This is a genomic window from Clostridiales bacterium (genome assembly GCA_015243575.1).
In the GTDB taxonomy this organism is placed as follows: Bacteria; Bacillota; Clostridia; order Peptostreptococcales; family Anaerovoracaceae; genus Anoxybacterium; species Anoxybacterium hadale.
On sequence record CP042469.1, the window covers coordinates 3,918,734 to 3,944,240 of the forward strand.

Genomic DNA, 25,507 nt, shown 5'->3' on the forward strand with positions numbered 1-25,507 from the left:
CCCGGGAAATTGAGATCCAGTCCGGCATTGCCATTTGCCGGGAGCCTGGGAACGGAGCCCAATTAAAGGGGTGATTAAGGAGATGAGGTGTGGCCTTCATGAATGTGAATACGTTGGAAAATACAACCGTACCAAATAATGAATTTATGTATCATCCGGACACCATGGATTTCCTGGTAAGAAGAACCGAATATATCACAGACTTCCTTGAGACAAATCCAAATATCGTGCAGACTCAAACGCTTATGGGAAGATACATCATTGCTTACACAGACCGAAGGAACAACGATATGCTGATGGATTTCCTTGGATCAAGCTACGCAAATTCCACGTCACTTATCTGCGGACTTCTGGACAGAGAAAGTCTTGAAGCGGCAGGAATCTATCAAGTTCAGCAACAGCCTTTTCTGAATCTAAGAGGAAGAGGCGTTTTAGTCGGATTCGTAGATACGGGGATCGATTATACCAAGGAAACCTTTATCAATGAATTCGGATTCAGCAAAGTGCAATATCTCTACGATCAGACCATCCCCGGCACTCCGCCGGAGGGGTTTCTGATGGGCACGGAATATAACAACATACAGCTCAATGCGGCATTGCGGTCCGAAGATCCTTACTCCATCGTTCCTTCGAGGGATACAGTTGGACACGGAACCTTTCTGGCATCCATTGCTGCCGGCCGCCAGACCCAGGACGGATTTGTGGGCGCAGCACCGGAGGCGGAACTGATTGTGGTAAAGCTAAGAAAGGCAAGACCATTCTATTTGGAACGGTTTCTCGTTCCTCCTGAGCAGGAAAACGCCTATGAATACAGCGATATCATGATCGGAATCGAATATATTATGGCCAAGGCGCAGCAGCTGGGAAGACCTGTTTCAATCTGCATTGCACTGGGAACGAATCTTGGCAGCCATGATGGATTCAGCATCTTTGAGGAATATATCAGCGATGTTTCCAGCCTTAGAGGAGTCTGTGTCTGTACTGCAGCAGGCAATGAGAGTCAGGCACGGCACCATACCCAGGGAGTGCTGACAAGTCAGAATGAGGAACAGAATATCGATATCAGAGTGGGCGAAAATGCAGGAGATTTCATGATTTCTCTATGGAACAATGCTTCGGACCGAATGTCAGTTTCGGTCCGGTCTCCGACAGGCGAGGTGGTGGGAAGGGTACCGGCAAAGGCCGGGACGCAGTTCTCCGCGAGATTGGTCATGGAACGGGCAAGGGTGATGATTGAGTATTACTTCCCTTTAGAAGGGAGCGGAAGTCAACTCACTGTCATCAGCATCTTCAATGCCACCCCGGGAATCTGGACTATTGTGGTACATGGAGACATTGTCCTTGACGGAACCTATAATGCCTGGCTGCCTTTGACCGGATTTGTTTCTCCGACTGTAGGCTTTCTTTCCCCGTCCCCTTATATGACTGTGGTCGTTCCGTCAACGGCCATCGGGGTTATCTGCTGTGGTGCCTATAACCCCAGAACAGAGAGCCTGTATTTGAACACCTCCTGGGGACCCACAAGAGCCATGACTTTAAAACCTGACTTTGTGGCGCCCGGTGTGGAGGTGGGAGGAGTCTTTCCCAGCGGGCCAGGCCGAATGACCGGAACCAGCGTTTCCTGTGCACTTGCAGCAGGAGCAAGTGCCCTGCTCTTGCAGTGGGGAATCGTTCGAGGAAACGAGGTTTCCATGAGTACCTATCACATCAGAGCGTATCTCATTAGAGGCTGCTCCAGAAGTGAGACTATTACCTATCCAAATCAGCAATGGGGTTATGGCAGCTTGAACCTGATGCAGACCTTCAGCTTGATGAGGGAACTGTAGCGTTTATAGGAACAAAGCCGGATCAGTGGTATGGTGGAACACATCATGCAACTGATCCGGCTTTTGTGATATGGTCACAGAACATAACCGTTTCTTTTTATACAATAGACACACTGAATACGATTTTCAAAACTTGCTAAGTGATATGAAAACAGTATCAAAACTCGAGTATGAAAGAAAAGAGGTTATGTAAAATGAGTATATTCGGTTCGTTTAAGAGAGAAGCAAATGAAACGGTTTTGCAGGACAAAAAGAATCTGTCGCTGATGGTGAAAAAAAGTAAATGTCCGCAGAACCATCCCTGCCCATCGGTTAGAGTCTGTCCCGTGGGTGCCTTGGTCCAAAGGGGATATGATGCCCCCTCCGTGGATGAGGAAAAATGCATCAAGTGCGGAAAATGTGTTCGGTTCTGCCCCATGAAGGCATTGGTTATGGAATAGGAGGTAGGTCATGCTGATTAAATCAATTGCAGGAATTGTGATTGGAGCTTTGCTGGGATTCGCTTATTATAAGCTGGTGGGCTGCTCTACGGGAAGCTGTCCCATCACAGCAAGTCCATACAACTCCACAATTTACGGGGCGGTAATGGGGCTTCTGATCGGGGCGTCCAGTTAGGAGAGAAACGGAAAATAACAGAGCCGGACAGAATTTGCAGGTTCCGTCCGGCTCTGTTATTTTATTATAAGCTGCTTTGGGAGTGGGCCAAAACGGATCAGCAGATCACATTTTGGCCCTCATATGTTTGAACTTATTCCTTTAGCATGGAGAGGATAGCATCCTTTTGTTTTGCTCCCACTGATGTCTTGACCAGCTCTCCGCCTTTCATCACAGCCAGTGTGGGTATGCTCATCACTCTGAACTTCGCTGCCAGCTCCGGTTGCTCATCCACGTTGACTTTACCAACCTTGGCATGGGTGACCTCACCAGCGATTTCATCAATAACCGGTGAAACCATTTTGCAGGGTCCGCACCAGGATGCCCAGAAATCCAACAGGACCGGCTTTTCAGATTTTAGAACTTCATTTTCAAAATTTTCCATCGTGATTGTCAATGCGCTCATTTTTCTATCTCCTTTATTTTTAGCAATGCAGGTACGCACTCTGGCGGCATTTGCTTTTATAGTTTTGGCGTTTATAAATACTTTCTGTCTCTATTATATACGCTGAGAAATACAATTCCGTAACTTAATCACAGAACAATCTCCTCTGAAAAAAAGAATTCCGTGACGAAGTCACAGAATCAGAGGTTTTCTAACTTAAGGGAAGGCGGATTTCGAAAACCGCTCCGTTCTTATTATAGGCGGTGATACTTCCACCCATGAATTCCACCGCAGATTTGGCAATTGACAGACCGAGACCGAAATTACCTCCCTTTCCTTTATAAAATCGTTCGAAGATATGAGGGAGATCTTCTGCGGATATGCCTTCTCCATCGTCGGAAATTTGTATTACAGCATAGCAGCCTTCTTTGAAAAGCGCAGCGGTTACGGTTCCGCGGGCATGCTTGACACAGTTGGATAAGATATTGATTACAGCCTGTGCAAGCAGTGTATCGTCTATCATCGCTGTATAGTCTTCTTCGGGAAATTGCTGTTGGATCAGCTTCCCTTCCTTCAACACATACCCGTCGATTCGCTGCAGATATTCTTTCATATTGTCACACAAGTTGGCGTAGACCAGACCCCCTTGATCATTTTTATTTTCTATCCGAGAAAGAGTGAGCAGCTGCTCAACCAGATGATTCAATCGGCGACTTTCTTCTCTTATAATCTCCGCAGTTTTTTTTGCATCCGGAAATACTCCAGCAGAAATTCCCTCGGCATACCCTTGTATACTCATGAGCGGTGTTCTCAACTCGTGAGAAGCATTCTGCAGAAATGATTTTTGAGCGTTGTCATACTGCTTCAGCTGCTGGCTCATTTCATTCATGCTCTTGGTCAGCTCATAAATTTCAACGCTGCTCAGATCCTCCGGCAGCTCTAAAAATTCACCGCCTCCGATTCGCTTTGCATAATCCGTCAATTGCGTGATCGGAAGAGAGAGCTCCTTTGAGACCCTCAATGCGATGGAGGTTGCCAGAGCAGCTGAAAGCGCTGTAATCACTAACAGGATCATATTAACCAGGCGTGCAAAAGCAGCAGCCTGACTCCCGGATGAGATGAAGGCCAGCCGTGTGGAAGAGGGTTCTTCGGTTAACATTTGATACGTTGCATAATATTCTTCCCGGCCAACCCGGTATTTGATAATCGTATTTTCCTCAGCATGGTCAAGGCTTGCAGTTGCCCTTGCCACGATTCTTTGAGATAGAAAGCTGTCTTGATAGGATCGTGGAAATAAGATGGTACCATCCTTTGCGATGAGAAGAAACTCAATATTCATGGACTTTACGCGATTCAGCAAAGAAGCTTTTGATAGCTTCAAGTTATTTCTAAGCTCGGTTAAGCCTGCTGAGGACATGTTATCTGCTGTTTGATTCAGAGCATGATCCATGAGCTGCTGACGGATCAGGATTTCGATGCCGGAAGCAGCACTCTTCAGCTCTTCGCGGGAGGTTCGGTCAACATATACATGCATGGAAATGTTAAACAAAATGAGAATCATGATGGGAATTGCAAAGATGATTTTTAGGAAGGGAGAAGATATCTTAGTTTTGATTGTCTTCATGTTACTCACCCAGCTTCAGTTTAAATCCAAAACCCCATACCGATTCAATGCTGACAGTGCTTCCTGTCAGCTTTTTTCTCAGTCGTTTCAAAACATCGTCAGTGGCCCTCGTATCTGCTTCAAAGTCGAACTTCCATACGTTTTTTAGGAGCTCGCTTCGTGAAATAGCCCGATCGCTGTGTTCAAACATATAGGAGAGAAGCGCAAACTCTGTTGGTGTAAGGTCCAGTGCCCTTCCATTCATCAGGCATTCCCTGGACGCAAGGTTCATTGTAATATCACCGTATGCAAAAATCCTTTTGGAGACGGCTGTCTGATCCAAGCTTACGCGGCGAAAAATTGCCTTTACCCTGGCTACAAGCTCGATGGGAGAAAAGGGTTTTACCAGATAATCATCTCCCCCCAGCGTAAATCCGGTGATCCTGTCCAGCTCACTGTCTCTGGCAGAGACAATAATGATGGGAACATTATGCCTGGAGCGGATTTTTGAACAGACCGAAAGCCCATCGGTTCCTTCCATCATGATATCCAGGATCACCATATCAGAAGGAAAGCGAAGGAATTCTTCTAATAGTGCATCGCCAGTTTCAAAGGCTTTTACATCAAACCCTTCGTTGGTAAGAAATCCCTCAATAAGATCTCTGATATTTTTTTCATCATCCGCAATATAAATTTTCTGCACAAAAGCCCACCTCCTGTCCTTATTATACACAAAAATTTCGCATATTGAATCCCTGCCACTGATTTGCCACAGATTGACCTTTGATTTTCCAATCAAGATCCGATAAACTGAGTATGCAGAGTGGGAAACCTATTCTGCAGCCCATTGAGAAAGGAAGGATAGGAAATAAGGTGAAGCGAAAAGGCTGTATTATATTGCTGATCATATTAATCATGGTGCTTTCTGTGAACTGCGCAGGACAGAATCGCAGCAGTCCTTCTGCCGGGCATAATTCTACTGATCAAACGGCAGTGCAGGAGGATGATCAGCCATCCTCGGAGAACTCCGCCCAGAATCCTGATGATTCTCATGAGGCCAGTGCCGACAGCTCTTACCCCGGTCCAGTGGATTCCAAGGAACCAGTTTTCGAGCAATCAGACCCTAAGGAACCCGATTCTGTGAGACCGAGCTCCGGCAGCAATCAATCTGCTTCTGCAGAAAGCAGAGCTGTTTTGGATGAAACACTGAAAACCCTGGATGAGCTTGAAGCGGTACTGAACTCCCTTGACGAGATAGAGGACTCGGATCTTGAAATTCCTAATTGAATAGGGATGTACTGTCCTGCTGAAATCTTCGCGAAGCTCCCAGTGACTCGGCGCCCGAGCCAGGAAATAAATAATGAACCAGATGAAAGGAAGGATTAAAATGAAAATAAAGAAAGTAATTGTCGTCGTGAGTACGTTGATCTTTGTATTATCAATGAGCGTAAATGCCTTTGCAAATGAATCGGATGGAACGGCATCCGTAAAGGAAGGGAGTAAGGCTGTTGCAGTTCAGGAAAAAGTAAAGGAGAAAAAGGCTGAACTGCAGGAGAAGAAAGGAGCAGCATCTGATTTTCGAGCAGCTGTCAAGGAAGAACGAGATGGAGTAAAAGAAAAACGCGATCTCAATAGGAGTCTTCGCCAGGAGAATACAGCGCTCAGAAAAGAGCTTACCGCGGGTATCAAAGCGCAGAAGGAAGCAGGGATCATACTGGATGAAGAAACAGCAGCAAAGCTGGCAGCATATAGCGAAGAACTTCAGTCTGTGACCGCAGAGCTAAAAAGTACAAAGGGTGACATAAAAGAGATCGCCGCAGAGAAGAAGGAAGCACTTAAGGCACTGGACTATGAGGCTATGGAAGCAGCCTTTGCGGAGATTGGCAGCATACAGGAAGACAGAAACGATGCACTGATTCGGATCAATTCTCTGCTCAAGGAAATGATTGCTCTGGTGCAGGAGTAACAGAATAAACGAAGGGGCTGCGCGCTAGCTATAAAATGCTAGTGTGCAGCCCTTTTGATATCCGCAGCGATATGTTTTTCTACTTATCCCAGGAAATGATGATGATCCATTAAACAAGTGCTTCCCTAACATAAACTTTCGGCAATCTCTGACCGAAAGCACATACGACTTCATAATTGATGGTACCGGTCTTTTCTCCGAGTTCATCTGCAAGGATTGTCAGCTCCCCCTGACTGCCCATCAGAACTACCTCGTCGCCCAACTTTACGCCCGGAACATCGGTTACATCGATCATACACTGATCCATGCAGATATTCCCTGCCAGCGGAGCGAAGACGCCATTGACGATGACCCGGCCTTTCCCCGAAAGAAATCTTGGGTAGCCGTCAGCATAGCCCAGGGTAAGGGTTGCAATGATGCTTTCTCTTGAAGTTGTGAACTTCCTGCCATAGCTTACGGAAAAACCAGCAGGAACTTTTTTAAGGTGGACAATATTGGCCTTTACAGACATGACGGGCTTAATGGAAAAGAGCGTTCGATCCACCTCTGAAGAGGGATAGCATCCATAAAGAATGATACCGGGCCGTACTGCGTCATAGTGTGCGTCAGGTATCTCCATGATCGCCGCACTGTTGGCAATGGTTCTTGCAGGAATTGAAATTCCTGCTTCGGAGAGCTTCTGATAAAAGTTCTCGTAAAGGGAAAGCTGGGACTGAGCATAGGCCTTGTCCCTTTCGTCTGCTGTCGCAAAATGAGAAAAGAGCCCTTTGATCCTAAGATTTGATAGCAGGCTTATCTTAAGGATTTCTTCTGCGCCCTCATCATTGGGAAGAACGCCAATTCTTCCCATTCCGGTGTCAACCGCGGCATAGATTTCAATAGTCTTTTTTGCCGATGCGGCGGCAGCAGAAATGGCCGCTGCATTCTCTACGGAACAGACCACCGGCGTAATATCGTACTGCAGAAGCGTGTCGGCATACTGCTCAGGGGTAATCCCCAGCATGATGATCGGGCAGGTAAATCCGCTTTCCCGCAGAGAAATTGCTTCTTGAAGGGTGGCGATCGCAAGGGTACCGACGCCGTTTTCCAGCAGAACCTTGGAAACAGCCGCAGCTCCATGACCGTAACCGTCAGCTTTTACAACGCCGATGATTTCCTTGTTTCCTGCCTTACTCTGAATTTGCTTTATATTATACTCTAGATTGCTCAGATTAATCTCCGCCCAAGCGGGCCGCAAGGCTTCCTGATACATAAGATAATCCCTTTCTGAGGAAGCTCTGATTTCACAAAGTGTATGCACGAATGAATCAGCGTTTCCCTAAACACAAAAAAATAAATGCAAGCCCATTATATACCTCGGTCTTATTGCCAGTCAATATGAGCCAACGCAACCATGGGTAACCGCAAAAAAATTTGCGGAACTCACACAGACGGCTGTCTGGAGTAGCGATAAGTCAGCAAAGATGCAAGGATCACCAGTGCTCCTCCTGCCAACGAGTTTGTTGAGACAGTTTCGCCCAGCACAAGATAACCAAGCAGCATGGAAAATAAAATTCCCGAATAATTGTAGATGCTGACTTCCGCTGCGGGAGCCAGGCGGTAGGCGTAGGTCAGGGCAATCTGTCCAAAGCCTCCGAAGATGCCCATCAAAACCAAAAGCAGAAAATCCGTTAGGCTGGGAGGCTTATAATTTATGATAAAAAAGGGAAGGGACACTAGGGCGCAAAAGGTGGAGAAGTGCATAATAACAGTAAGTGCATCGACCTTATCCTTGAAGTAAGCCAGCAGGGTATAGGAAACGCTGGCAAATACAGCGCAAAGAATGGCCATAAAGAGCGGAAAAAGATCCGAATGAAACGCGGGATTTGCAACCAGATAAGCGCCTCCAAAAGCGATGAGCAGCGCCGGTACCTGTATTTTATTAATTTGCTCCTTCAGAAAGAAAAAGGCAAATAACGTAATGAGAAACGGAGACAGCTTGCTTAGGATGGTGACATCTGCCTGTGTGGCATTCGATGCTGCGTAGAATAGGGAAACAAGACCAAGAAGACCGAAGGAGGAACGCATGAAAAGAAGCGGCTGATATTTTCTTTCTCCAAATAATGAAAGACCGTGTCTACGTATGATTACAAAACAAAGGATCAGACTGACGATATTACGGAAGAATACTTGTTCCATCAGCGGAACCCGATTTCCGGTAATGTTGATGACCACCTGCATCGCAGAAAAGAGTAAGGCAGATAGCAGCATTAAAAAAATTCCAAGCTGCTTCGATGTTATTTTAGTTTTTCTTGATAAATTCAAAGTTTAAGCCTCTTTTCCAGATTGCCTCGAAAATACTGAACCGTAGGCCCGGTCAACAAACCCTGTATAATGGTTCCCGCACCGAAGACACCGCCCAGCAGAATCCCAATTGTGATAACACTGATGTCAAAAACGATCTTGCACCAACGAAACTGCAGGCCTGCTTTCTCTGATACCATGATTGTAATAAGATCTGCACCTGATATTCCAAAGTTGGCGGCGAGATACAGGGCAATTGCAAATGCAAGGCAAAGGAACGCGATGATATAGAAAATGACCCGGATGATCATGTCGGATTCCGGTGTGACTACCAGGCTGACAAGCCTTGCAAACTGATCGATGGAAGGCCCTACGATTATAAGTGACAGCAGGGTTGCACCGCTGATGTAACTACGGTCAACAAAGAATGCTCCAAGAATGATAATAAAGTAAAATCCAAGGCTGGCAATTCCTACTGAAGTGTGAAATACATTTGCCAGGCCAGCGGAAAGAACACTGATGGAATCCAGTCCGAATCCCGCTTGAATAAACAGGCTTACAGCCATACCGTTGCATAAGAAGGCCAGTACAACGATGATAGTCTTTTTGAATATGAGCATAATACCTCCAGTATGTTTTTAATATTAGTAGGCTTCCCCAGAACGTGTACCGCGAAAGCAACAAAGTAATTTTTCTATTCGGATGTTGCCATTTCCATGATCTCGTCATCCTTGCCGAAAAGTGCACAGCCACCTTCGTGTTCTATAGCCAGCATTCCCGAGTCTTCGAGACTTCGGAACAGTCCCGAGGCCAAAACCTCCTTGAGCGGATAATCTCTGACATTGCGATCCGAAATGGGGGAAAAGGGGCAGGGCTCGGCGCCGCCAAAGGGGTTAATATGGAAAAAACCGCGGCCTGCAGCAAGACAGCCGCCGGAGTATTTTTCATCACCGGGAAAAGAGAGCAGATTGGGACAGCCGGGAAGGGTACGCAGCTTGCTGAGCCTGCGATCCATGAGTGCTCTGTCTGCAGTACCGGGTGCAAGTGATTTCGCTTCCTCTGTGACGGGGACATATTCCACGAAGAATACGATGCCACAGCCTGTTTCCTGGAGGGTGCGGACAAATTCGTATTCCGTAACTCGACGGATATTCTGGCTTGTAACTGTGATCGAGACCCCAAACAAGGCAGACTGCTCTCTGAAACGAGCCATCGCTTCTGTTACCTTCTGATAAACACCATGGCCCCTTCTAAGATCCGTCTCATCCTCATCTCCTTCCAAACTGAAGACCGGAATTAGATTTCGATTTTCGTCAAAGAAGGTAATCCAGTCGGCATTCACTAGGGTTCCGTTCGTAAAGACGGGGAATAGGATCTGAGGATGGTCTGACGCTTTTTCAAGAACTTCTCTTTTCATCAGCGGTTCTCCGCCGGCCAGAAGGATAAAGGAGATTCCCAGATCGGCTGCCTCCGTAAAGATTCTATCCCATTCCTCTTCGGTGAGCAGAGCTTTTTCTGGCATTTTGGGATGGGAGCACACGCTGCTGCCGCAGGATTGATTTGCTCTTGCATAGCAGCCTTTGCAGAATAAATTACAGTCGGAAGCGATGCTGGCGATGAGGAAGGGCGGAACGTGCAACCCCATTGCTTCATGCCTCATACGGATTCGGCGGGCATTTGATGCATAAGCAACAAACCGCAGCAAAAATTTGATCTCCTGTGAGTTTTTCAAAGAAGCTTTTAAAGTGTTCAGAATGATATCTTTGATGCCTTGGTTCATATAGCGATTTAATTCAGAGTGGTCCTTCATAAATACCTCCCCGAGATAACATAGTTTGTGACCTTTAATTATAATTCGTTTCTGATCTCCTGTCAAATTTATGCTGGAAGTTATGCTGTCATGCTCCCTTTTGGCGGTGTTGCATAAACTTATTGAATCGCGTCGAAATATGAAGTAAACTGATAAAAAAGAAATCGGAAGGATTGAAATGACTAAATTTAAAACCCTCATTTCGAATACGGCAGGTCACACTGCAAAGTCGAGACTCATTTTTTTAGTCTCGTTTATTTTTCTGTTGCTTATTTGCATGATTAGTGTGAGCACAGTTTGGTATTTGTCCATGGAGCAGAAAGAAGAGGAAGCCCTTCGCATGACAGAGGTTGCTAAGGCCGGGTTCAGCGAAGCCGATCTGAGGAAGCTGGATTATAATAAAAGTGATCTTTTGAAACGAGAATATATAGAAGTAAAAGAGGGACTGCAGCAAATCGTTGCTGCCTCTGAAGATATTCGTTTTGCATATATTTTTGCTATGCGAGATGACAGACTCTATTTCGCTGCTGATTCGGAGCCTGAGAGTGCAGAAAACTATTCTCCTCCCGGTCAGGAGTATACAGAAGCTGGCGCCGAAGATAAGCAGCCGTTTTACGATGGGAAGCCAATCATTTTAAAAAGCAAAGATCGCTGGGGTACTTGGATCAGTGTGCTGTCCCCCATGAGAGATTCTGTCACGGGGGAGCTAATTGCTGTCTTTGGGGTTGATTATACGGAAACCGCATGGTATCGACAGGCAATGCGAAACACAATTCAGGCTGGTGTAATTGCAGCAAGCCTATTGTTTGTATTTTTATCCCTTTCCTATGTGTTTCGGTCCAATTTCCTGATTCGCAGGGAGCAGAGTAAGCATTTCGAGACGAATAGTAAGCTTCATGAAAATGAAAGAAGTTTTTCCCTTCTTCTGTCCAATTTACCTGGCATGGCCTACCGGTGCAAATATGATGTTCACTGGACAATGCTCTTCGTATCTGAGGGATGTCTGGATCTGACCGGTTACTCCGCATCCAGCCTTGTCAATAACCGGGATGTTACGTACAGCGATATCATAAGCCCAAGATTTCGGGATGTTTTGTGGGAAAAATGGATCCATGTAATAGAAGAAAAGGGGAAGCTGGCAGAGGAGTACGAAATCATTACTGCTTCCGGTGAAGCCAGATGGGTCTTTGAACAGGGGCAGGCAATTTTCGAAAGTGACGGCAGCGTCTCCGCGCTGGAAGGGCTGATTATCGATATAACAGACCGAAAGAGGAAAGAGGATGAAATTCAATACCTGAACAATCATGATTTTCTCACGGGTATCTATAATCGTCGTTTTCTTGAGCTAATGAAGGTGCGAATGGACCGGGGAGATTTTCTTCCCCTCTCAGTCATTATTGGTGATATCAACGGAGTCAAACTGGTCAACGATGCGTTGGGACATGCTGAGGGGGACAAGCTCATCATTGAGACTGCAAAAATCATTCAGAAATGTACCAGGGAAAATGATATCGCTGCAAGAACTGGTGGAGATGAATTCACAATTTTACTGCCCTTCACAGATAAAGAGACTGCAAGTGACAGGATGAGTTTGATCAGAGAGGAGTGCGAGCGATATAATCGAAAGCTTTTTAATGAAGCATATTCTCTGAACATCTCCCTTGGATTTGCCACCAAAGAAAAAGCTGAGGAGAACCTGGACAACACCATAAAGCTGGCGGAAGATTTCATGTATAAGCGAAAGCTTTTGGAGCATAAGAGCTCTCATAGTGTTATACTTTCCTCAATCAAAGCAACCATGCATGAAAAGAGTCATGAGACACAGGAGCATGCGGAACGACTCACCTATCTTGCCAAGGAAATCGGAAGAAAGCTCAAGCTCACTCAGCTTCAGATGGATGAGCTTGAACTGGTTGCAATGCTTCATGACATCGGCAAGGTTGGCGTGGACGACCGGATTTTAAACAAGCCAGGCAAGCTTAACGATGAAGAATGGGTGGAAATGAAAAAGCACTCAGAGATTGGATATCGAATTGCCATGTCATCGCCTGATCTGGTAGCAGTAGCAGACTTTATCCTGTATCTTCATGAACGATGGGACGGGCGGGGATACCCGCAGGGTATCGCAGGAGAAGAGATACCGCTGCTCTCACGAATTGTATCCGTTGTAGATGCTTATGATGCAATGACTGAAAATCGGCCATACCGAAAAGCGATGTCTGAAGAAGAGGCATCCGCCGAAATCCGGAGAAATGCTGGCATCCAATTCGACCCGAAGATCGTAAAAGTGTTTCTGGACAAGGTTTTGAACGTAAAATATGGGTAAAATAAAAGCGGAACCAGTTGTATTCGTTAGGATGAATGATTATAATAATTCTTGCCCGAAAGCCTTTGGGTTTCGGTGAAAATTGTTCCTTACAGGAGGAGAAAAAATGCAGATCGTAATAGCGGGATGCGGCAAAGTTGGGGCTCAATTTGCCACAGTCATGTCTGAAGAGGGTCATGAGATCTCCGTAGTAGACAGCAACAGTGCCAATCTCAATCTCTTAGGACCCAGCTTTCACGGTGTGACGGTATTGGGTGTTCCCATTGATGAGGATGTACTCAAACAGGCTGGGATTGAAGGTGCTGATGGCTTTGCCGCTGTAACGCCGGATGACAACATCAACATGATGGCATGCCAGATTGCCAAAGAGGTTTTTCATGTACCGAGGATTTTTGCTAGGATTCAGGATCCGGTCAAGGAACAGGTTTTTTATCAATTTGGAGTGCACACAGTATGCCCTACAAATATGGCGGTAGAGGAGTTCAGAGCTCTGATGCTTGGTGAGTCCAGCACCAGAACCTGTTATTTGGACAATACAGGGATCGAATTTAACTACGAGAGAATTGGAGATAAGGATGTGGGGAAGCTCTTGAAAGAGATCACTGCAGCCAAAGATACAATGCTCTTAGGCGTTCTGCGAAATGGGCAGTTGAGCTTTGCTAGCCCATCTTTCAAGTTGGAATTTAACGATGAACTCGTCATCGTTTCAAAGATATAGTCTCGTGAGCAAGAAGAAAATGGGTTGCGCTCCGAAATATAAAGGAGAAAAGGAATGAATATCGTTGTCATCGGCGGAGGAAAAGTCGGATACTATCTGGCAAAGACTTTGCTGTCTTATCGTCATAAGGTTAGTGTCATAGAGATGAAGCGGGAGATCTGCCAGAAGGTTGCAGATGAGCTGAATATTCCTGTTTATCAGGGAGATGCTACGAAGATCGATATTTTAAAAAACGCTGATACTGCAAAAGCAGATGTGGTGATTGCCGTTACCGGGCAGGACGAAGAAAACCTGATTGCGTGCCAGCTTGCAAAGAATAACTTCAGGGTATCAAAGACCATCGCCAGGGTGAATAATCCCAAAAACACAGATGTGTTTTTGAAGCTGGGGGTTGACATACCTGTCAGCAGCACAACAATCATTGCTGATATGATTGAGCAGGAGGTTGATTATGCTGGAATGAAAACCCTCACCAGTATCAAGAATAATAAGATTGTAGTCAGTGAAGTTGAAATCTCCAAAAACTCTCCCGTCTTCAACCGAAAAGTGAAGGATATAAAAATCCCGAGGGATTGCCAGCTTGTTTCTGTCATTAAAGACAATGAGGTGTTAAAGCCAGGGGAAAATCTTGTCCTATTAGAGGGTGATTCCGTGATCGTAGTGTCAGATTTGGAGAGCAAGAAGCACTTAAGGGACTTGTTTGCGGGCCAGCGTCCCGGTTAAGAACATCTCCTTTGTGATTGGCTTGATTGTAACTCCTGGCTTGACTGTGATTCTTGGCTTGATTGTATCCGTCAACCTACCATAATTTTTCCTTCAGGATAGACCGCGTTCTGCAGCTTCTTGTTTTCTCTTAATGCAATTGCAACAGCAAAGCTCAAGGGGCCCACTCTGCCAAGAAACATGGTGATGATCAGCATTAGCTTGCTGATGCCTCCAAGCTGAGGCGTGATGCCTGTAGACAAACCCACCGTACCAAATGCAGAGGTAACCTCGTAAAGTACGTTGATGAAGGGAAATGGCTCCAGGGTTGCAATGACCGAAGTCATAATAAAGATCAGTACCATACTGAGCCCTGCAATGGACAGGGCTTTATTTACGACTACCTGAGAGACTCGCCTTTTTAAAACCACGGTTTCATCATTTCCTTTAATATTGGAGAGGATTGCCATCAAAAGAATTCCGAAGGTAGTTACCTTGATTCCTCCACCCGTCGAACCTGGCGCTGCACCGATGAACATCAGCAGGATGGTAACAATTTTAGACAGCTCACTCATTTCATTCAAGGGAAGCGAGTTGTAGCCTGCGGTTCTGCAGGTGACGGAATGAAACACTGCTGCGTTGATTCGTTCGTATAGATTCAAGGGCCCCATGGTCTGCGGATTGGTATACTCTGAAACAAAGAAAAAGAGTGCGCCGATGATCAAAAGACCTGCAGAAATGATCAGCACCAATTTGGTATGCAGATAAAGGCTCCGAGTCTTACGGTAATCAGCCAGGTCTTTCCATACAATAAACCCAAGACCGCCGGTTATGATGAGCAATGAAATGGTATAAATTACAATAGGGTCGTCGTTATACTGGGTGAGGCTTCTGAAATTGCCGATCAGGTCAAAACCCGCATTGCAGAAGGCTGAGATCGAGTGAAAGATTGAAAGGTAAATCCCTCGCATTCCAAACCGCGGGATAAAGCTGAAGGAAAGCAGAACGGCACCTGCAAGTTCCAGTCCCACTGTTATTTTTATGACGCTCCTAATCAGCCTGGTAACATCAGCAAAGCTATAGCCGCTGGTAGACTCCTGGGCAAGAATTTTTCCGCTCATGCTTATTTTTCTTCCCAGCAATACAGAGAAGAAGGTTGCCAGGGTTACAATCCCAAGACCGCCGATTTGAATCAGAAACAGAATGACAATCTGACCGAAGAGAGTCCACTGGGTCAAGGTGTCAGCAACGACTAGTCCGGTGACACAGGTCGCAGATGTGGCAGTAAAAAAAGCATTTAGGAAGCCAATGCTGCGACCGTCGTTGGATGCAGCAGGCAGGCTCAGCAGAATAGCACCGGTAAATATGATCAATGCGAAGCTGGATACGATGATTCTCGTTGGAGAAACAGAAGCCAGCAATTTTTTTTTCCTGGTTAGCATAAAAATCTTTTCATTCCTTTACTTTTATAATGAATATGGTAATAATATGTTTGTTGAAAACACGGTTTCTCATTCAGTTCTCCAATAAATAACCCAGCATCTTTTCGGGGTTTTCCAAAAAACTGCGGGTGAGCTGGTAGTGTTCTGTTTGACGATAATCCACAGAGGAGATTCCGGCTTGTGTCAGCTCCAGAACCTCCGCTCCTGGATATGCCATCAGAATCGGAGAGTGGGTGGCGATAATAAATTGAGAATGTTGTGTTGCAAGCTCATGGATCTGAGCAAGAAGTACCAATAAGCGGCTTGGTGACAAAGCAGCTTCAGGCTCGTCCAGCAGATAGATTCCATTTCCTCTGAAACGATTCTGTACCAGAGAAAGAAAGCTTTCCCCGTGCGACTGCTCATGAAGAGATCGATCTCCATAAGAACCTGCAGCACCAACCTCATCAATATAGCTTGCGGCATTATAAAAGGTTTCTGCTCTGAGGAAGTATCCGTCTTTGGGGTACGCTCTTCGGGCGATGGTCAGATGACGATACAATTCCGAATGAGTGCCTTTCGTTGTGAAGTTGAAATTGCGGGACCCGCCCTCAGCATTAAAGCCATAAGCGATCGCAATTGCCTCCAGCAGCGTTGATTTTCCCGTTCCATTTTCTCCAACCAAAAATGTGACCCGACTGGAAAAGTTCAGCGTATCCATTCCTGCCAGATGACGAACTACCGGTAATTTGTTGAGATAGGAATCCTTTTCAACCGGTGAATTCAGCCGGATACTGCTGATAAAAGTCTGTTCCATCCATAACCCCTTTCTTATCATAGTCCCTTCGTAGATATGCTATTAGTATAACAAATCTTGTTCAGTAAAGGGATTGTAATATAAAAAAAATTGCAATAAAATGGTACTCAGAAGCTTTAGGAAAGGTGGCCTATTATGAATCAGGACTGCATCATTACGTATTCCAAGGTAAAATTTTCACCGCTGTGTGCAAGAGAAGAGGATATTAAAATTGCGGACATCGCCCACGCACTGTCTCTGATGTGCCGCGCTAATGGACACATCAAACATTTCTATAGTGTGGCCCAGCATTCTTTGAATTGTCTTCAGGAGGCAAAGGCGAGGAGGCTTTCAGAAAAGGTTCAACTGGCCTGCCTGCTCCATGATGCAAGTGAAGCCTATCTTTCTGATATTACCCGTCCTGTGAAGAGGAGCCTGCCTCAGTACAAAGAATATGAGGCAGTTCTGCAGTCGCTGATCTACAGCAGGTTTGGTTTGGCGGATTTGAGTGAGAAAGACCATGAAGCAGTCTGCTCTATTGATGATGGGATACTTTTCGAGGAACTTTTGTACTTAATGGACGAGGAGATCTTTGACCAGAGACCGGGTTTGGTGAGTCTGCCCGATCTGGAGCTGCGTGAATTTGCTGCGGTTGAGCAGGCCTTTCTGAAGGAGTTCGAGGTTCGATTTCAACCGAGATGAGAATTGCAGTGACGGAACATTAAATGTCCGGGTTGTTATAGATCTGCTGAAGGTGTTTGGTTAGTTTGACATTTTCGCCGTAATCAACGGCGCAATCGATGATCGCAGGTACCTTCTGGAGAAATGCATTTTCCAGAATAGGGATGAGGTCGTCGGCCCTGCTGACCCGATAACCTCTGCAGTTCATGGCCTCAGCCAACCTGACAAAGTCAGGATTGGTAAAGGCAACATGGTGGTTTTCTCCATACTGATCCATCTGCTTCCACTTGATCAAGCCGTAGGCAGAATCGTGAAAGATCAATACAACAAAATTGAGTCCCAGACGAACTGCGGTTTCAAGCTCCTGGGAATTCATCATAAATCCGCCGTCACCTGTGACGGTAAGAATCCTTTTTTCGGAATAAAGCAGCTTGGCTGCCACTGCTCCCGGTATACCGATTCCCATCGATGCGAATCCATTGGAAATCATGCAGGTGTTAGGGCGGTAACAGCTGTAGAGGCGGCCGATCCACATCTTGTGTGCCCCCACATCAGAGATTAGAATATCGTCTTCACTCAGGATCTTTCTCACATCTCTCAGAATTCTCTGGGGCTTCATGGGAAAGGCACTATCGGCTTCACAGCACTTTTGTTCCTCTAGAAACATTTCCTTGATTTTCAGAGCATACTCCGGCTCGGCCGTTCGGGTAGTCCTTCTTAAAATACTAAAAAGTGATTCCGCTATGTCCCCAACCACCTCTACGGTGCATTGATAGCATTTGTTGGTATGGGCAGGCTGCCTTCCAATATGGATAATTCTTTTATCGCCCATATCGTTCCATGAGGTTGGTGCAAATTCCACAAGATCATAGCCCACGGCTACAACCAGGTCTGCGTCCTCCAGAATCTTATTGGCATAATCCTTTTGCGGGATTCCGATCGTCATCATCGCGTAGCGGCTGTGTGCAGATATGACACCCTTTGCCATCATGGTATTGATAACAGGCAGTTTCAGTCCCTCTGCAAATTGAGTCAGTGCCTCCGATGCGCCTGCTCTTGCTACGCCGCTGCCTGCCAGAACCACCGGACTTTGAGCACGAAAAATTTCAGCTGCTGCAATTTCCACACTGAGCATGTTCGCGTACTCTTTAAAATTTGCGGCAGCTTTAGACAAAGGGAGTTCCTGGGGCGGAACTTTCATCTTTGCAACGTTAACCGGCAGCTCGATGTGCGTTGCTCCCGGCCGCTCACTTTCCGCATATTTAAATGAGATACGAACGATTTCACCAATTGTTTCCGGTTTTACTACCAGCTTGGTCTTCTTGGTAATCGGCTCAAACATTTTGCTCAAGTCGAGAAGCTGATGGGAGGTGATATGCATCTTATCGGTGCTGACTTGTCCTGTAATTGCCACAAGGGGAGCACCATCACCTTGTGCATCAGCAACTCCGGTGACCAAGTTTGTCGCGCCAGGACCCAGGGTTGATAAACAAACACCTGCCCTTCCAGTAAGCCTGCCATACATATCCGCCATAAAAGCGGCACCTTGTTCGTGGCGGGTGGTTATAAATTTGATCGAAGAGTTCTTTAAGGCCTGCATCAGTCCAAGATTCTCTTCTCCTGGTATGCCGAAAATATATTCAACTCCCTCTGCCTCGAGGCATTTTACCATCAACTCTGCTGCACTGGGAAAATTGTTGTCCAGATTGATAACGTACACTCCCTTCCTTGAATCATAGCAATGAATATAGAAAATCCAGCAAATTAAATCAGCTGGTCTGCATTTTTCTTCTGTTCGGGGGTGTCTCGTATCTTCATCAATTCTGTATCAATCAAATCCTGAGAACGGTCAATGAGTTCGTAGAGCATTTTGAACTGGTTCTGTGCAGTGTCATATAAATACTGCTCTCTGGGGGACAGGCCGCTTTCCGGTATTGTGGCATAAAAATCATCCAGCTGCTGATTCACCCGCTCTTTATATTTATAAAACCATGCTTTCCTTTGAAATAAATTCTCTTTCCGCATAATAAGCTCCTTTTACTTCTATTTTCTAATAATAGTATGAGCAAGTATTAGGAGATAATACCTAGATGAAGCTTCCATTCCAGAATTTTGAGGACGGAATCATCGATGGTTTTTGCAGGGATCCGCCCTTCCTTTACTGCGCTTAGAACTGCCGGAATCTGGACGTCGAAATGGGTAGATATCAGCAGATTATTACCTGCTGCAACGGCCAGCTCTGCTGCTTCTTCCACCCCGATGGAATCTTCAATGGCTTTCATAGAAAGGTCATCTGTCATAATGACTCCGGTAAAGTTCAGTTGCTGCCGGAGGATTTTGTTCACGTTTGGAGAGAGGGAAGCGGGAAGGCTCTCATCCATGGAGGTTACAATAGTATGGGAAACCATAACGCTTTCGGCTCCTGCCTGGATTCCTGATTGAAATGGGAGAAAATTGCGTGTTAAAAATGACTCATAGCTGCTGTTGTCCACGGCAATGCCCTTATGGGTATCGAGATTACTGCCATAACCGGGAAAGTGTTTTAAAACAGCGCCTATTTCACTCTCGTTCATTGCCGTCACCACGGTCTTGACATATTGCGCAGTCTCTGCTGCAGACGTTCCAAAGGTGCGATCATAAATATAATCAGAGGGGTTGTCAGAAACATCGCATACCGGTGCAAGATTGACATTGAATCCCAAGCCCTTTAACAGTGCTGACTTTTCTTTTGTATCCGAAGTAATTAGGTCAAAACCGCCTTTTGAATAGAGCTCTTGAGGGGACGGAAAGGGCGATTCCCGAAATTCACGATATTTACTTACACGAACGATACTTCCCCCTTCTTCATCAACGCCTATGAAAAGACCAATGGAAGAAGCGGATTGATAACTCTGAATGACCGCTGTAAGCGATTCTTTGGTCTGACCTTTGATATCTGATCCAAAGAGAATAAAACCTGCCGGATGAAATTGGGCAATGTCAGCAACGGCTGTATCTTTTCTGCAGCGGACAAAAAACATCTGACCAACCTTTTCCTCCAGAGTCATTCCTGCCAATATCGTTTGGGCCCGGCCGGCATTGGATGGGGTCTCCTCAGTTCCTTCTCCGCTTTCGGGCTGGTCCTGCGCACCGCTGCCCGGAGTTTCAGCAGATTTGCTGCCGTTATCAACACATGCGGAAAACGCACATCCCACAAAGAGCAGCAGTGCGATAGGCAGCATCCTTAAAAATCTCCCCTGCAAAATCATTTTATCCTCCCCGTCACGGTTCTATATGTGAGCGCTTTTGCACTTTAGGCTGTCATTTTAATTTCCAGAGCGTCATAATGATCTCTGAGCCATCGGCGGTATTGTCTGCATAGGAAGCCAGCCAAAGTTCATTGTCCATGAGATAGAAACAGTAGTTCGTATTCTTATGATCCCCAGTAAAAACGTTGTACCTGTACTTCTCTTTATACTTTTTAATGGATATTTTCTGAAATGTAGATTTCTCGAAATCAGCCGTCATTTGCTCTGTGAATTCCGACTTGATATAGATCGGGCTTGCAATTTCATAATGATTGTTTTCGTTCGGGTTGTCGATGGAAAATCGTTCTGTCCCTATGATGCATTGCGCTTCTTTCATCCTGTTTTCAGCATAGTCTAAGGTGGCTGAGCTCAGGGGAGACAGATAAAGAATCTTATCAAACCGATACGTTGCTTCCGTCCATTGGCTATCTCCAAAAAAAGGATCTGCCGTTGCAGGCTGGCTCCACCAATCGGCGTCGGGAGCGCCTCCTGTCATGAGACCTTCAACGTACCATCCAAGCGCATCCTTGGACAGCCAGAGCCAGCGTGGTGAGCTGCCGGTTTCAAAAGCAGAGCTTCCGCCTTCATCAATCGTAAGCTCCAGCTCATAACATGCCTTATTCTGGCGGACATCCTGTGTTATAACACGGACTTTACTGATCTTTATTGTGTCCCAGATGATCTGGCCGTATGGATCAAGCGGAGCAGATGGGGTTATGGACAGAATCGTTAGGTAATTACTTTCCATCAGCGCGCCGCGATACACTTCAAGGGCTTGCTCTGCCGACGGTGCATGGTAGCTGTATCGCTCGTAATCGCTAAGCAGTTCATCCGCTTTTACCACAACGGTTTTTCCATCTTCCTTTCCAAAAAGAAGGACTTCCTTTTGTTCATAGGTACTTTGGGAGCTGTCCGTTAGCATGTAGATGATTTCTGCTGTATCACCGTTGACAGTTACCTTATAATCTGTAACCCATGGACTGGAAACGCCAATATTAAAATTCCAGGGTTCGCTTCTTTCCTTTTGTTCTTTGATAAATTGCTTTTTCATTTCAGCGGACATCATTTCATATCGAGGCTCACCATTGCGGGTTTTCAGGGCCTCGGCCCAGGTTTCCGACATGGTGTAAAGATCCTGCTGGCTGAAAGAGGTTGCAGCGGGCTGACCTTCCAAAGCAGATTCTGTTTTTGGATCGGTCACTAGGCTGATGGCTGTAATGATAAGCGCAATGATGAGGCCCACTGCGATCCATACAGGTGGTTTCCGATAGTTCAGTATGTTTTTAATTCGTTTACTTACAGTTTCTTCTCCGAAAGCCAGGGGGCTGCCGCTGAGTCGGCCTCCCGGTGTCGCAAACGAAAGAAGGGAGCTGCTGTAGGCTTTTTTGATATCCAGGCCCATTCCTCTCAAGACGCTTTCATCACAGGACATTTCCATGTCACGTCCCATGAGGCGGTAGCTAATCCATACGAGAGGATTGAACCAGTGAAGACAAAGCGCAAGAAAGGCCAGGGGCTTCAGAAGATAATCAAACCGCCTGATATGAATGTTTTCGTGCCTTAAAATATATTGCCGTTCCGGGCCGGAGATGCCTGAAGGCAGATAGATGCCGGGGTGAAAAAAGCCGACAACACAGGGGGATTGAATCAGATCTGATTCAAATATGTTTTCCTCAATCCAAAGAGCAGTGGAAAGCCTGCCTTTCAACTTTGCGTAGGACCAGGCACTGTAGAGGAGGAGCACAGCAACCCCAGTCAGCCAGAGAATGGTCATAGCAGTGAGGATAGGATGACCCTGCCCAAGCAGGGAATCGATATAGGATTGTTTCTGCGTGCCTGCCTGTAGATTCTGCAGCAGTACTCCTGCATCATGAATTCTACCGGTAACTTCTTCCGGAGTGCCTGTTCCTGCCGCAGCTGGGGTTCCAAACGGCAATGGAGCAACGACCTCCACTGGGGGTGACACCGCAGATGTCCGCCCGATAACACCGGACGGCAGAAAACGCAGGAGACTCATGGATGAGGAAATAGAGGCAGGGAAGAACAGACGGAAAAAGACAATAGACCACAGACCGTAGGAAAAGACCTTCGGAGCCTTTATGAGCATAAGCCGAAGCAGTAGCACAATCAGAATGACAGCGCTGGCTGTAATACTCATATTAAATAGGGTTAGAAATAGCCCGATCAGATTGTGTTCCATCCTTAGTCCTCCTTAAAACTGTCGATCAGGCACTTGAGTTTTTCGGCCTGATCCGGCGGCAGCTTTTTATCGCCCATAAAAGCGGAAATAAACTGGGGGAGTGACCCTCCAAACGTCTTGCTGATGATCTGCTCACTTTCATATTGTTGAACCTGTTCCTTCTTAACCAAAGAGGAAACGACTGCATTTGTATTTTCGAGAACTCCTCTCTCACAAAGCTTTTTTAAAACAGTGTAGGTTGTGGATTTCTTCCAGCCCAGACGCTCTTCGCAGAGTCTGACCAGATCCCCAGATCCTAGAGGCTCATATTCCCATACGATATCAGAAAAGCGGTATTCGCTTTCACACAATTTTAGTTGTTCCATTTTTAGTGCTCCTTCATCATGCTGGTCTATAAAAGTAGACCGGATTTCACGGTAAGTCTATCATTGTAGACCAGACGTGTCAAGCTTTTTTCAAAACCATTCACAGAAAGCAATGATCCTTCATAGCATATACGGTACCGAACAATGAAGGGAGGTATTAGAATGTGTAATTGCAGACGTAGACGCAGGGCTGTAGAGGAAGTCGAAGCGGCGCGAGACATATGCAGAGAACGGGTAGAATCAGAAACCGAATCCTTATGTAACAGTGACTGCTTTTTGATCATCTGGAGAGACCGCAATGGCCGGCGCAGATGTAAATGCTGCCGCGGCGGTTGCAGATCCTAGTTCCATGTGTCAGCCACTCGGCGCAAGACACTGATTATTACGTTATGGCACGCCCGTCAATTTGACGGGCGTTTTTTTATCTAATTAGGAAATATACCAAGGGTTTCCCTAGCGGAGTGGCGTCAGCACTTTTTTAAGAGGTCAGCTGCAGGGGCTCTTCGCCATCCTGTCCTGAAATAAGACGATCAATTTCAGGCTCATCAAGCGTCTCCTTGTCAAGGAGAGCAAGGGAGATCCTATCAAGGCTGCGGCGGTTTTGCAATAGAAAGTTTAAGGTTTCACGATAGAGTTCATTGGCCATGCTTGAGGCCTCTTCAATCATATTAAACTGGTTTGTCAGCTGAGTCAAATCGATCATTCCCTGCGTGCCCATGCCGTAGATGGCAATGTATTGCTTGATGATTTCCGTAGCCTGCTTGATGTCCTCGGAAGCGCCGGTTGTAATATCCTCATCACTGCCTAGAAGAATCTCCTCAGCAGCCCTGCCGGCATACATCACCTTCACCAGGTTTTTTAAATATTTTTTGCTTTTTAGCGGAGTATCCTCCGGAGCACGGAAGGTAACCCCTCCTGCGCCAGACGTGCTTTGGACGATTGTCACAGTGGGTACACCGTCGTTGGTCAAAAGCTTTGTGGCTAGTGTATGTCCTGCTTCATGATACGCCACAAGTCTTACATAGCTGTCATCCTCGCTTCGTTCTTTTTTGTGGCCATTTAGAAGGAGCTTGAAAAAGGCATTTTCAATATCATCGTTGGTAATAAAATCCTTATCCTCCGTTGCGGCGATCAGCGCGGCCTCGTTCAGCAGATTTTCAAGTTCTGCACCGGAAAAGCCGTTGGTTTTTTTTGCCAGAGCATCAATTCGGACTTCCTCGGATAGTTTCTTCCCGGAACTGTGCAATCTGAGGATTTGGTATCGGGCTTGTTTGTCCGGAAGGTTGACTGCAATCTTAAGGTCAAACCGGCCGGGGCGGGTAAGTGCCGAATCCAGAATATCCAGCCGATTGGTTGCGCAAATGGTAAGAATCCCTTCCGAAGCAGCAAATCCGTCCAGTTCAGTAAGCAATGCATTGATCGTCTGGTCTCTTTCACTATTGTTGCTTTCACCGCGGATTCCTCCGATTGCGTCCAGCTCGTCAATAAATACAATGCAGGGAGAGGCCTTTCTAGCCTTTGCAAAGAGCTCACGGATTCTGGATGCGCCCACACCTACATACTTTTCTACAAAGTCACTTCCTGACGCGGAGAAAAACGGGACTTCCGCTTCACCGGAGATTGCTTTTGCAATTAGGGTCTTACCCGTTCCGGGCGGTCCGTACAGAATTAACCCTTTTGTAGGTCTTGCTCCCAGCCGCTTGTATTTTGCAGGGTGTTTCAGAGCATCCACCAGTCGAAACAAATCCGGTTTCAGTTCATCAATGCCTTGGACTTCATCAAATGTGATCTTTTTTTCTGGTGTGGCTGGCATATTCTTCGGTTTTTCCTTTGTCCCCACGGTTATTTTATCCGGCTCATAGGCTTTTCTGCTGACACTGAAAAACCAGATCAAAAAAACAGTAAATCCAAGGATCATAGAGACCAGTATAAAGGTTCCCATGATACTTTTTGGCTTTTCCTGACTGGTGTTGGAGGCAAATCTAACGCTGGCGCCGCTGTCTACTGCTCCGGTTAGCTCCAATGCCTTGATATAATCCTCAGACATGGCAATGGTGCAGTACTGGTTATCAAGCGTTCGCAGGAGCAGCAGGTTTTCCGTTGTAAAAGCGACGGAAGCTATACGCATGCCAAAATTCAGATCATAGAATTGATCCTCAGTAATGGATGCCACCGGAACATATTTGGATAAAGTAGATAGATCTACCCGGTTTAGTATCCTGGTACTCCCGGTAGGAACTGTCGTTGATTCAATGGAGCTGCTGCTCCAAGCCGCAGTCGGGATTTCTGCATAGCTAGGAACGGGAAGCAGGCATAGGAACGTCAGCAAGAGGAGAAATCGGAACACGGTACTGCTTTTGCGGGATTTCTTTGGCATGATATATCCTCCTTTCAGATAAATCGTATGTATTCTGAATGAGTCGCAACAGGATTTTGCAGCTTACTGATTCTATTCTTTGCAATTTTGCGATTTGTATTAATACA

24 protein-coding genes are annotated in these 25,507 nt (G+C 46.1%); 9 read left to right on the forward strand and 15 right to left on the reverse strand.

The window, feature by feature from the left end:
* Positions 1-98: 98 nt before the first annotated feature.
* The 3 genes from FRZ06_17235 (at position 99) to FRZ06_17245 (ending at position 2,441) form a co-directional block, all read left to right on the forward strand.
* Positions 99-1,826, forward strand: coding sequence for a S8 family peptidase (locus tag FRZ06_17235; protein QOX65993.1), 1,728 nt, complete (start codon positions 99-101; stop codon positions 1,824-1,826).
* A 266-nt stretch (positions 1,827-2,092) separates the two neighbouring features.
* On the forward strand, positions 2,093-2,266 hold the full coding sequence (locus FRZ06_17240) for a 4Fe-4S ferredoxin (GenBank protein QOX65994.1): 174 nt from the start codon (positions 2,093-2,095) through the stop codon (positions 2,264-2,266).
* Positions 2,267-2,276: 10 nt separating this feature from the next.
* Positions 2,277-2,441: a YtxH domain-containing protein gene (locus FRZ06_17245; GenBank protein ID QOX64966.1), complete on the forward strand. Its 165-nt coding sequence runs from the start codon at positions 2,277-2,279 to the stop codon at positions 2,439-2,441.
* 133 nt (positions 2,442-2,574) lie between these two features.
* On the opposite strand, the gene trxA is transcribed toward FRZ06_17245, so the two are convergent.
* From trxA to FRZ06_17260, 3 genes are all read right to left on the reverse strand, one after another.
* On the reverse strand, positions 2,575-2,886 hold the full coding sequence (gene trxA / locus FRZ06_17250; GenBank protein QOX64967.1) for a thioredoxin: 312 nt from the start codon (positions 2,884-2,886) through the stop codon (positions 2,575-2,577).
* A gap of 190 nt (positions 2,887-3,076) precedes the next feature.
* Entirely contained in the window at positions 3,077-4,489 is a 1,413-nt protein-coding gene (locus tag FRZ06_17255; protein QOX64968.1) for a HAMP domain-containing histidine kinase, read from the reverse strand.
* A 1-nt stretch (position 4,490) separates the two neighbouring features.
* A complete protein-coding gene (locus tag FRZ06_17260) occupies positions 4,491-5,171 on the reverse strand; it encodes a response regulator transcription factor (protein QOX64969.1) in 681 nt (226 codons plus the stop codon).
* Positions 5,172-5,341: 170 nt separating this feature from the next.
* Between FRZ06_17260 and FRZ06_17265 the strand changes: the two genes are divergently transcribed.
* Positions 5,342-5,755, forward strand: a complete 414-nt coding sequence (locus FRZ06_17265) for a hypothetical protein (protein QOX64970.1) — start codon at positions 5,342-5,344, stop codon at positions 5,753-5,755.
* Between the two features lie 100 nt (positions 5,756-5,855).
* On the forward strand, positions 5,856-6,434 hold the full coding sequence (locus FRZ06_17270) for a hypothetical protein (protein ID QOX64971.1): 579 nt from the start codon (positions 5,856-5,858) through the stop codon (positions 6,432-6,434).
* A 109-nt stretch (positions 6,435-6,543) separates the two neighbouring features.
* On the opposite strand, the gene alr is transcribed toward FRZ06_17270, so the two are convergent.
* The 4 genes from alr to FRZ06_17290 form a co-directional block, all read right to left on the reverse strand.
* Entirely contained in the window at positions 6,544-7,686 is a 1,143-nt protein-coding gene (gene alr / locus FRZ06_17275) for an alanine racemase (protein QOX64972.1), read from the reverse strand.
* Between the two features lie 170 nt (positions 7,687-7,856).
* Positions 7,857-8,684: a DMT family transporter gene (locus FRZ06_17280; GenBank protein QOX65995.1), complete on the reverse strand. Its 828-nt coding sequence runs from the start codon at positions 8,682-8,684 to the stop codon at positions 7,857-7,859.
* A gap of 50 nt (positions 8,685-8,734) precedes the next feature.
* Complete coding sequence (locus tag FRZ06_17285) at positions 8,735-9,337, reverse strand: hypothetical protein (protein QOX64973.1); 603 nt, start codon at positions 9,335-9,337, stop codon at positions 8,735-8,737.
* 74 nt (positions 9,338-9,411) lie between these two features.
* A complete protein-coding gene (locus FRZ06_17290) occupies positions 9,412-10,527 on the reverse strand; it encodes a radical SAM protein (GenBank protein ID QOX64974.1) in 1,116 nt (371 codons plus the stop codon).
* A gap of 178 nt (positions 10,528-10,705) precedes the next feature.
* Here FRZ06_17290 and FRZ06_17295 point away from each other — a divergent pair, with 178 nt between their 5' ends.
* The 3 genes from FRZ06_17295 to FRZ06_17305 all read left to right on the forward strand — a co-directional run bounded on the left by FRZ06_17295 (position 10,706) and on the right by FRZ06_17305 (position 14,294).
* Entirely contained in the window at positions 10,706-12,853 is a 2,148-nt protein-coding gene (locus FRZ06_17295) for a diguanylate cyclase (GenBank protein ID QOX64975.1), read from the forward strand.
* 106 nt (positions 12,854-12,959) lie between these two features.
* Complete coding sequence (locus FRZ06_17300; GenBank protein QOX64976.1) at positions 12,960-13,571, forward strand: TrkA family potassium uptake protein; 612 nt, start codon at positions 12,960-12,962, stop codon at positions 13,569-13,571.
* Between the two features lie 54 nt (positions 13,572-13,625).
* Positions 13,626-14,294: a TrkA family potassium uptake protein gene (locus FRZ06_17305; protein ID QOX64977.1), complete on the forward strand. Its 669-nt coding sequence runs from the start codon at positions 13,626-13,628 to the stop codon at positions 14,292-14,294.
* A 71-nt stretch (positions 14,295-14,365) separates the two neighbouring features.
* On the opposite strand, the gene FRZ06_17310 is transcribed toward FRZ06_17305, so the two are convergent.
* A complete protein-coding gene (locus tag FRZ06_17310; GenBank protein ID QOX64978.1) occupies positions 14,366-15,715 on the reverse strand; it encodes a Trk family potassium uptake protein in 1,350 nt (449 codons plus the stop codon).
* A 73-nt stretch (positions 15,716-15,788) separates the two neighbouring features.
* Positions 15,789-16,511 (reverse strand): AAA family ATPase, encoded by a 723-nt coding sequence (locus FRZ06_17315; GenBank protein QOX64979.1) that lies wholly within the window; start codon positions 16,509-16,511, stop codon positions 15,789-15,791.
* Between the two features lie 135 nt (positions 16,512-16,646).
* On the opposite strand from FRZ06_17315, the gene FRZ06_17320 reads away from it, so the two are divergent.
* Entirely contained in the window at positions 16,647-17,192 is a 546-nt protein-coding gene (locus FRZ06_17320; GenBank protein ID QOX64980.1) for a phosphohydrolase, read from the forward strand.
* A gap of 19 nt (positions 17,193-17,211) precedes the next feature.
* Here the strand turns inward: FRZ06_17320 and FRZ06_17325 are convergent, their stop codons facing one another.
* The 6 genes from FRZ06_17325 to hflB all read right to left on the reverse strand — a co-directional run bounded on the left by FRZ06_17325 (position 17,212) and on the right by hflB (position 25,400).
* On the reverse strand, positions 17,212-18,843 hold the full coding sequence (locus FRZ06_17325) for an acetolactate synthase large subunit (protein QOX65996.1): 1,632 nt from the start codon (positions 18,841-18,843) through the stop codon (positions 17,212-17,214).
* A gap of 92 nt (positions 18,844-18,935) precedes the next feature.
* On the reverse strand, positions 18,936-19,196 hold the full coding sequence (locus FRZ06_17330; protein QOX64981.1) for a hypothetical protein: 261 nt from the start codon (positions 19,194-19,196) through the stop codon (positions 18,936-18,938).
* A gap of 47 nt (positions 19,197-19,243) precedes the next feature.
* Entirely contained in the window at positions 19,244-20,419 is a 1,176-nt protein-coding gene (locus FRZ06_17335; protein QOX64982.1) for a beta-hexosaminidase, read from the reverse strand.
* Between the two features lie 52 nt (positions 20,420-20,471).
* Positions 20,472-22,658 (reverse strand): M56 family metallopeptidase, encoded by a 2,187-nt coding sequence (locus tag FRZ06_17340; protein QOX64983.1) that lies wholly within the window; start codon positions 22,656-22,658, stop codon positions 20,472-20,474.
* Between the two features lie 2 nt (positions 22,659-22,660).
* Positions 22,661-23,023, reverse strand: coding sequence for a BlaI/MecI/CopY family transcriptional regulator (locus FRZ06_17345; GenBank protein QOX64984.1), 363 nt, complete (start codon positions 23,021-23,023; stop codon positions 22,661-22,663).
* A 478-nt stretch (positions 23,024-23,501) separates the two neighbouring features.
* Positions 23,502-25,400, reverse strand: coding sequence for an ATP-dependent zinc metalloprotease FtsH (gene hflB / locus FRZ06_17350; protein ID QOX64985.1), 1,899 nt, complete (start codon positions 25,398-25,400; stop codon positions 23,502-23,504).
* Positions 25,401-25,507 lie beyond the last annotated feature (107 nt).

Coding starts and splice junctions, on each gene's coding strand:
- FRZ06_17285 (QOX64973.1), bottom strand. CDS start 9,337: ATGCTCATATTCAAAAAGACTATCATCGTTGTACTGGCCTTCTTATGC.
- FRZ06_17340 (QOX64983.1), bottom strand. CDS start 22,658: ATGGAACACAATCTGATCGGGCTATTTCTAACCCTATTTAATATGAGT.
- FRZ06_17240 (QOX65994.1), top strand. CDS start 2,093: ATGGTGAAAAAAAGTAAATGTCCGCAGAACCATCCCTGCCCATCGGTT.
- FRZ06_17245 (QOX64966.1), top strand. CDS start 2,277: ATGCTGATTAAATCAATTGCAGGAATTGTGATTGGAGCTTTGCTGGGA.
- FRZ06_17325 (QOX65996.1), bottom strand. CDS start 18,843: ATGGTAAAATGCCTCGAGGCAGAGGGAGTTGAATATATTTTCGGCATA.
- FRZ06_17235 (QOX65993.1), top strand. CDS start 99: ATGAATGTGAATACGTTGGAAAATACAACCGTACCAAATAATGAATTT.
- FRZ06_17270 (QOX64971.1), top strand. CDS start 5,856: ATGAAAATAAAGAAAGTAATTGTCGTCGTGAGTACGTTGATCTTTGTA.
- FRZ06_17290 (QOX64974.1), bottom strand. CDS start 10,527: ATGAAGGACCACTCTGAATTAAATCGCTATATGAACCAAGGCATCAAA.
- FRZ06_17335 (QOX64982.1), bottom strand. CDS start 20,419: ATGATTTTGCAGGGGAGATTTTTAAGGATGCTGCCTATCGCACTGCTG.
- trxA (QOX64967.1), bottom strand. CDS start 2,886: ATGAGCGCATTGACAATCACGATGGAAAATTTTGAAAATGAAGTTCTA.
- FRZ06_17300 (QOX64976.1), top strand. CDS start 12,960: ATGCAGATCGTAATAGCGGGATGCGGCAAAGTTGGGGCTCAATTTGCC.
- hflB (QOX64985.1), bottom strand. CDS start 25,400: ATGCCAAAGAAATCCCGCAAAAGCAGTACCGTGTTCCGATTTCTCCTC.
- FRZ06_17345 (QOX64984.1), bottom strand. CDS start 23,023: ATGGAACAACTAAAATTGTGTGAAAGCGAATACCGCTTTTCTGATATC.
- alr (QOX64972.1), bottom strand. CDS start 7,686: ATGTATCAGGAAGCCTTGCGGCCCGCTTGGGCGGAGATTAATCTGAGC.
- FRZ06_17320 (QOX64980.1), top strand. CDS start 16,647: ATGAATCAGGACTGCATCATTACGTATTCCAAGGTAAAATTTTCACCG.
- FRZ06_17330 (QOX64981.1), bottom strand. CDS start 19,196: ATGCGGAAAGAGAATTTATTTCAAAGGAAAGCATGGTTTTATAAATAT.
- FRZ06_17315 (QOX64979.1), bottom strand. CDS start 16,511: ATGGAACAGACTTTTATCAGCAGTATCCGGCTGAATTCACCGGTTGAA.
- FRZ06_17310 (QOX64978.1), bottom strand. CDS start 15,715: ATGCTAACCAGGAAAAAAAAATTGCTGGCTTCTGTTTCTCCAACGAGA.
- FRZ06_17295 (QOX64975.1), top strand. CDS start 10,706: ATGACTAAATTTAAAACCCTCATTTCGAATACGGCAGGTCACACTGCA.
- FRZ06_17255 (QOX64968.1), bottom strand. CDS start 4,489: ATGAAGACAATCAAAACTAAGATATCTTCTCCCTTCCTAAAAATCATC.
- FRZ06_17305 (QOX64977.1), top strand. CDS start 13,626: ATGAATATCGTTGTCATCGGCGGAGGAAAAGTCGGATACTATCTGGCA.
- FRZ06_17280 (QOX65995.1), bottom strand. CDS start 8,684: ATGCTGCTATCTGCCTTACTCTTTTCTGCGATGCAGGTGGTCATCAAC.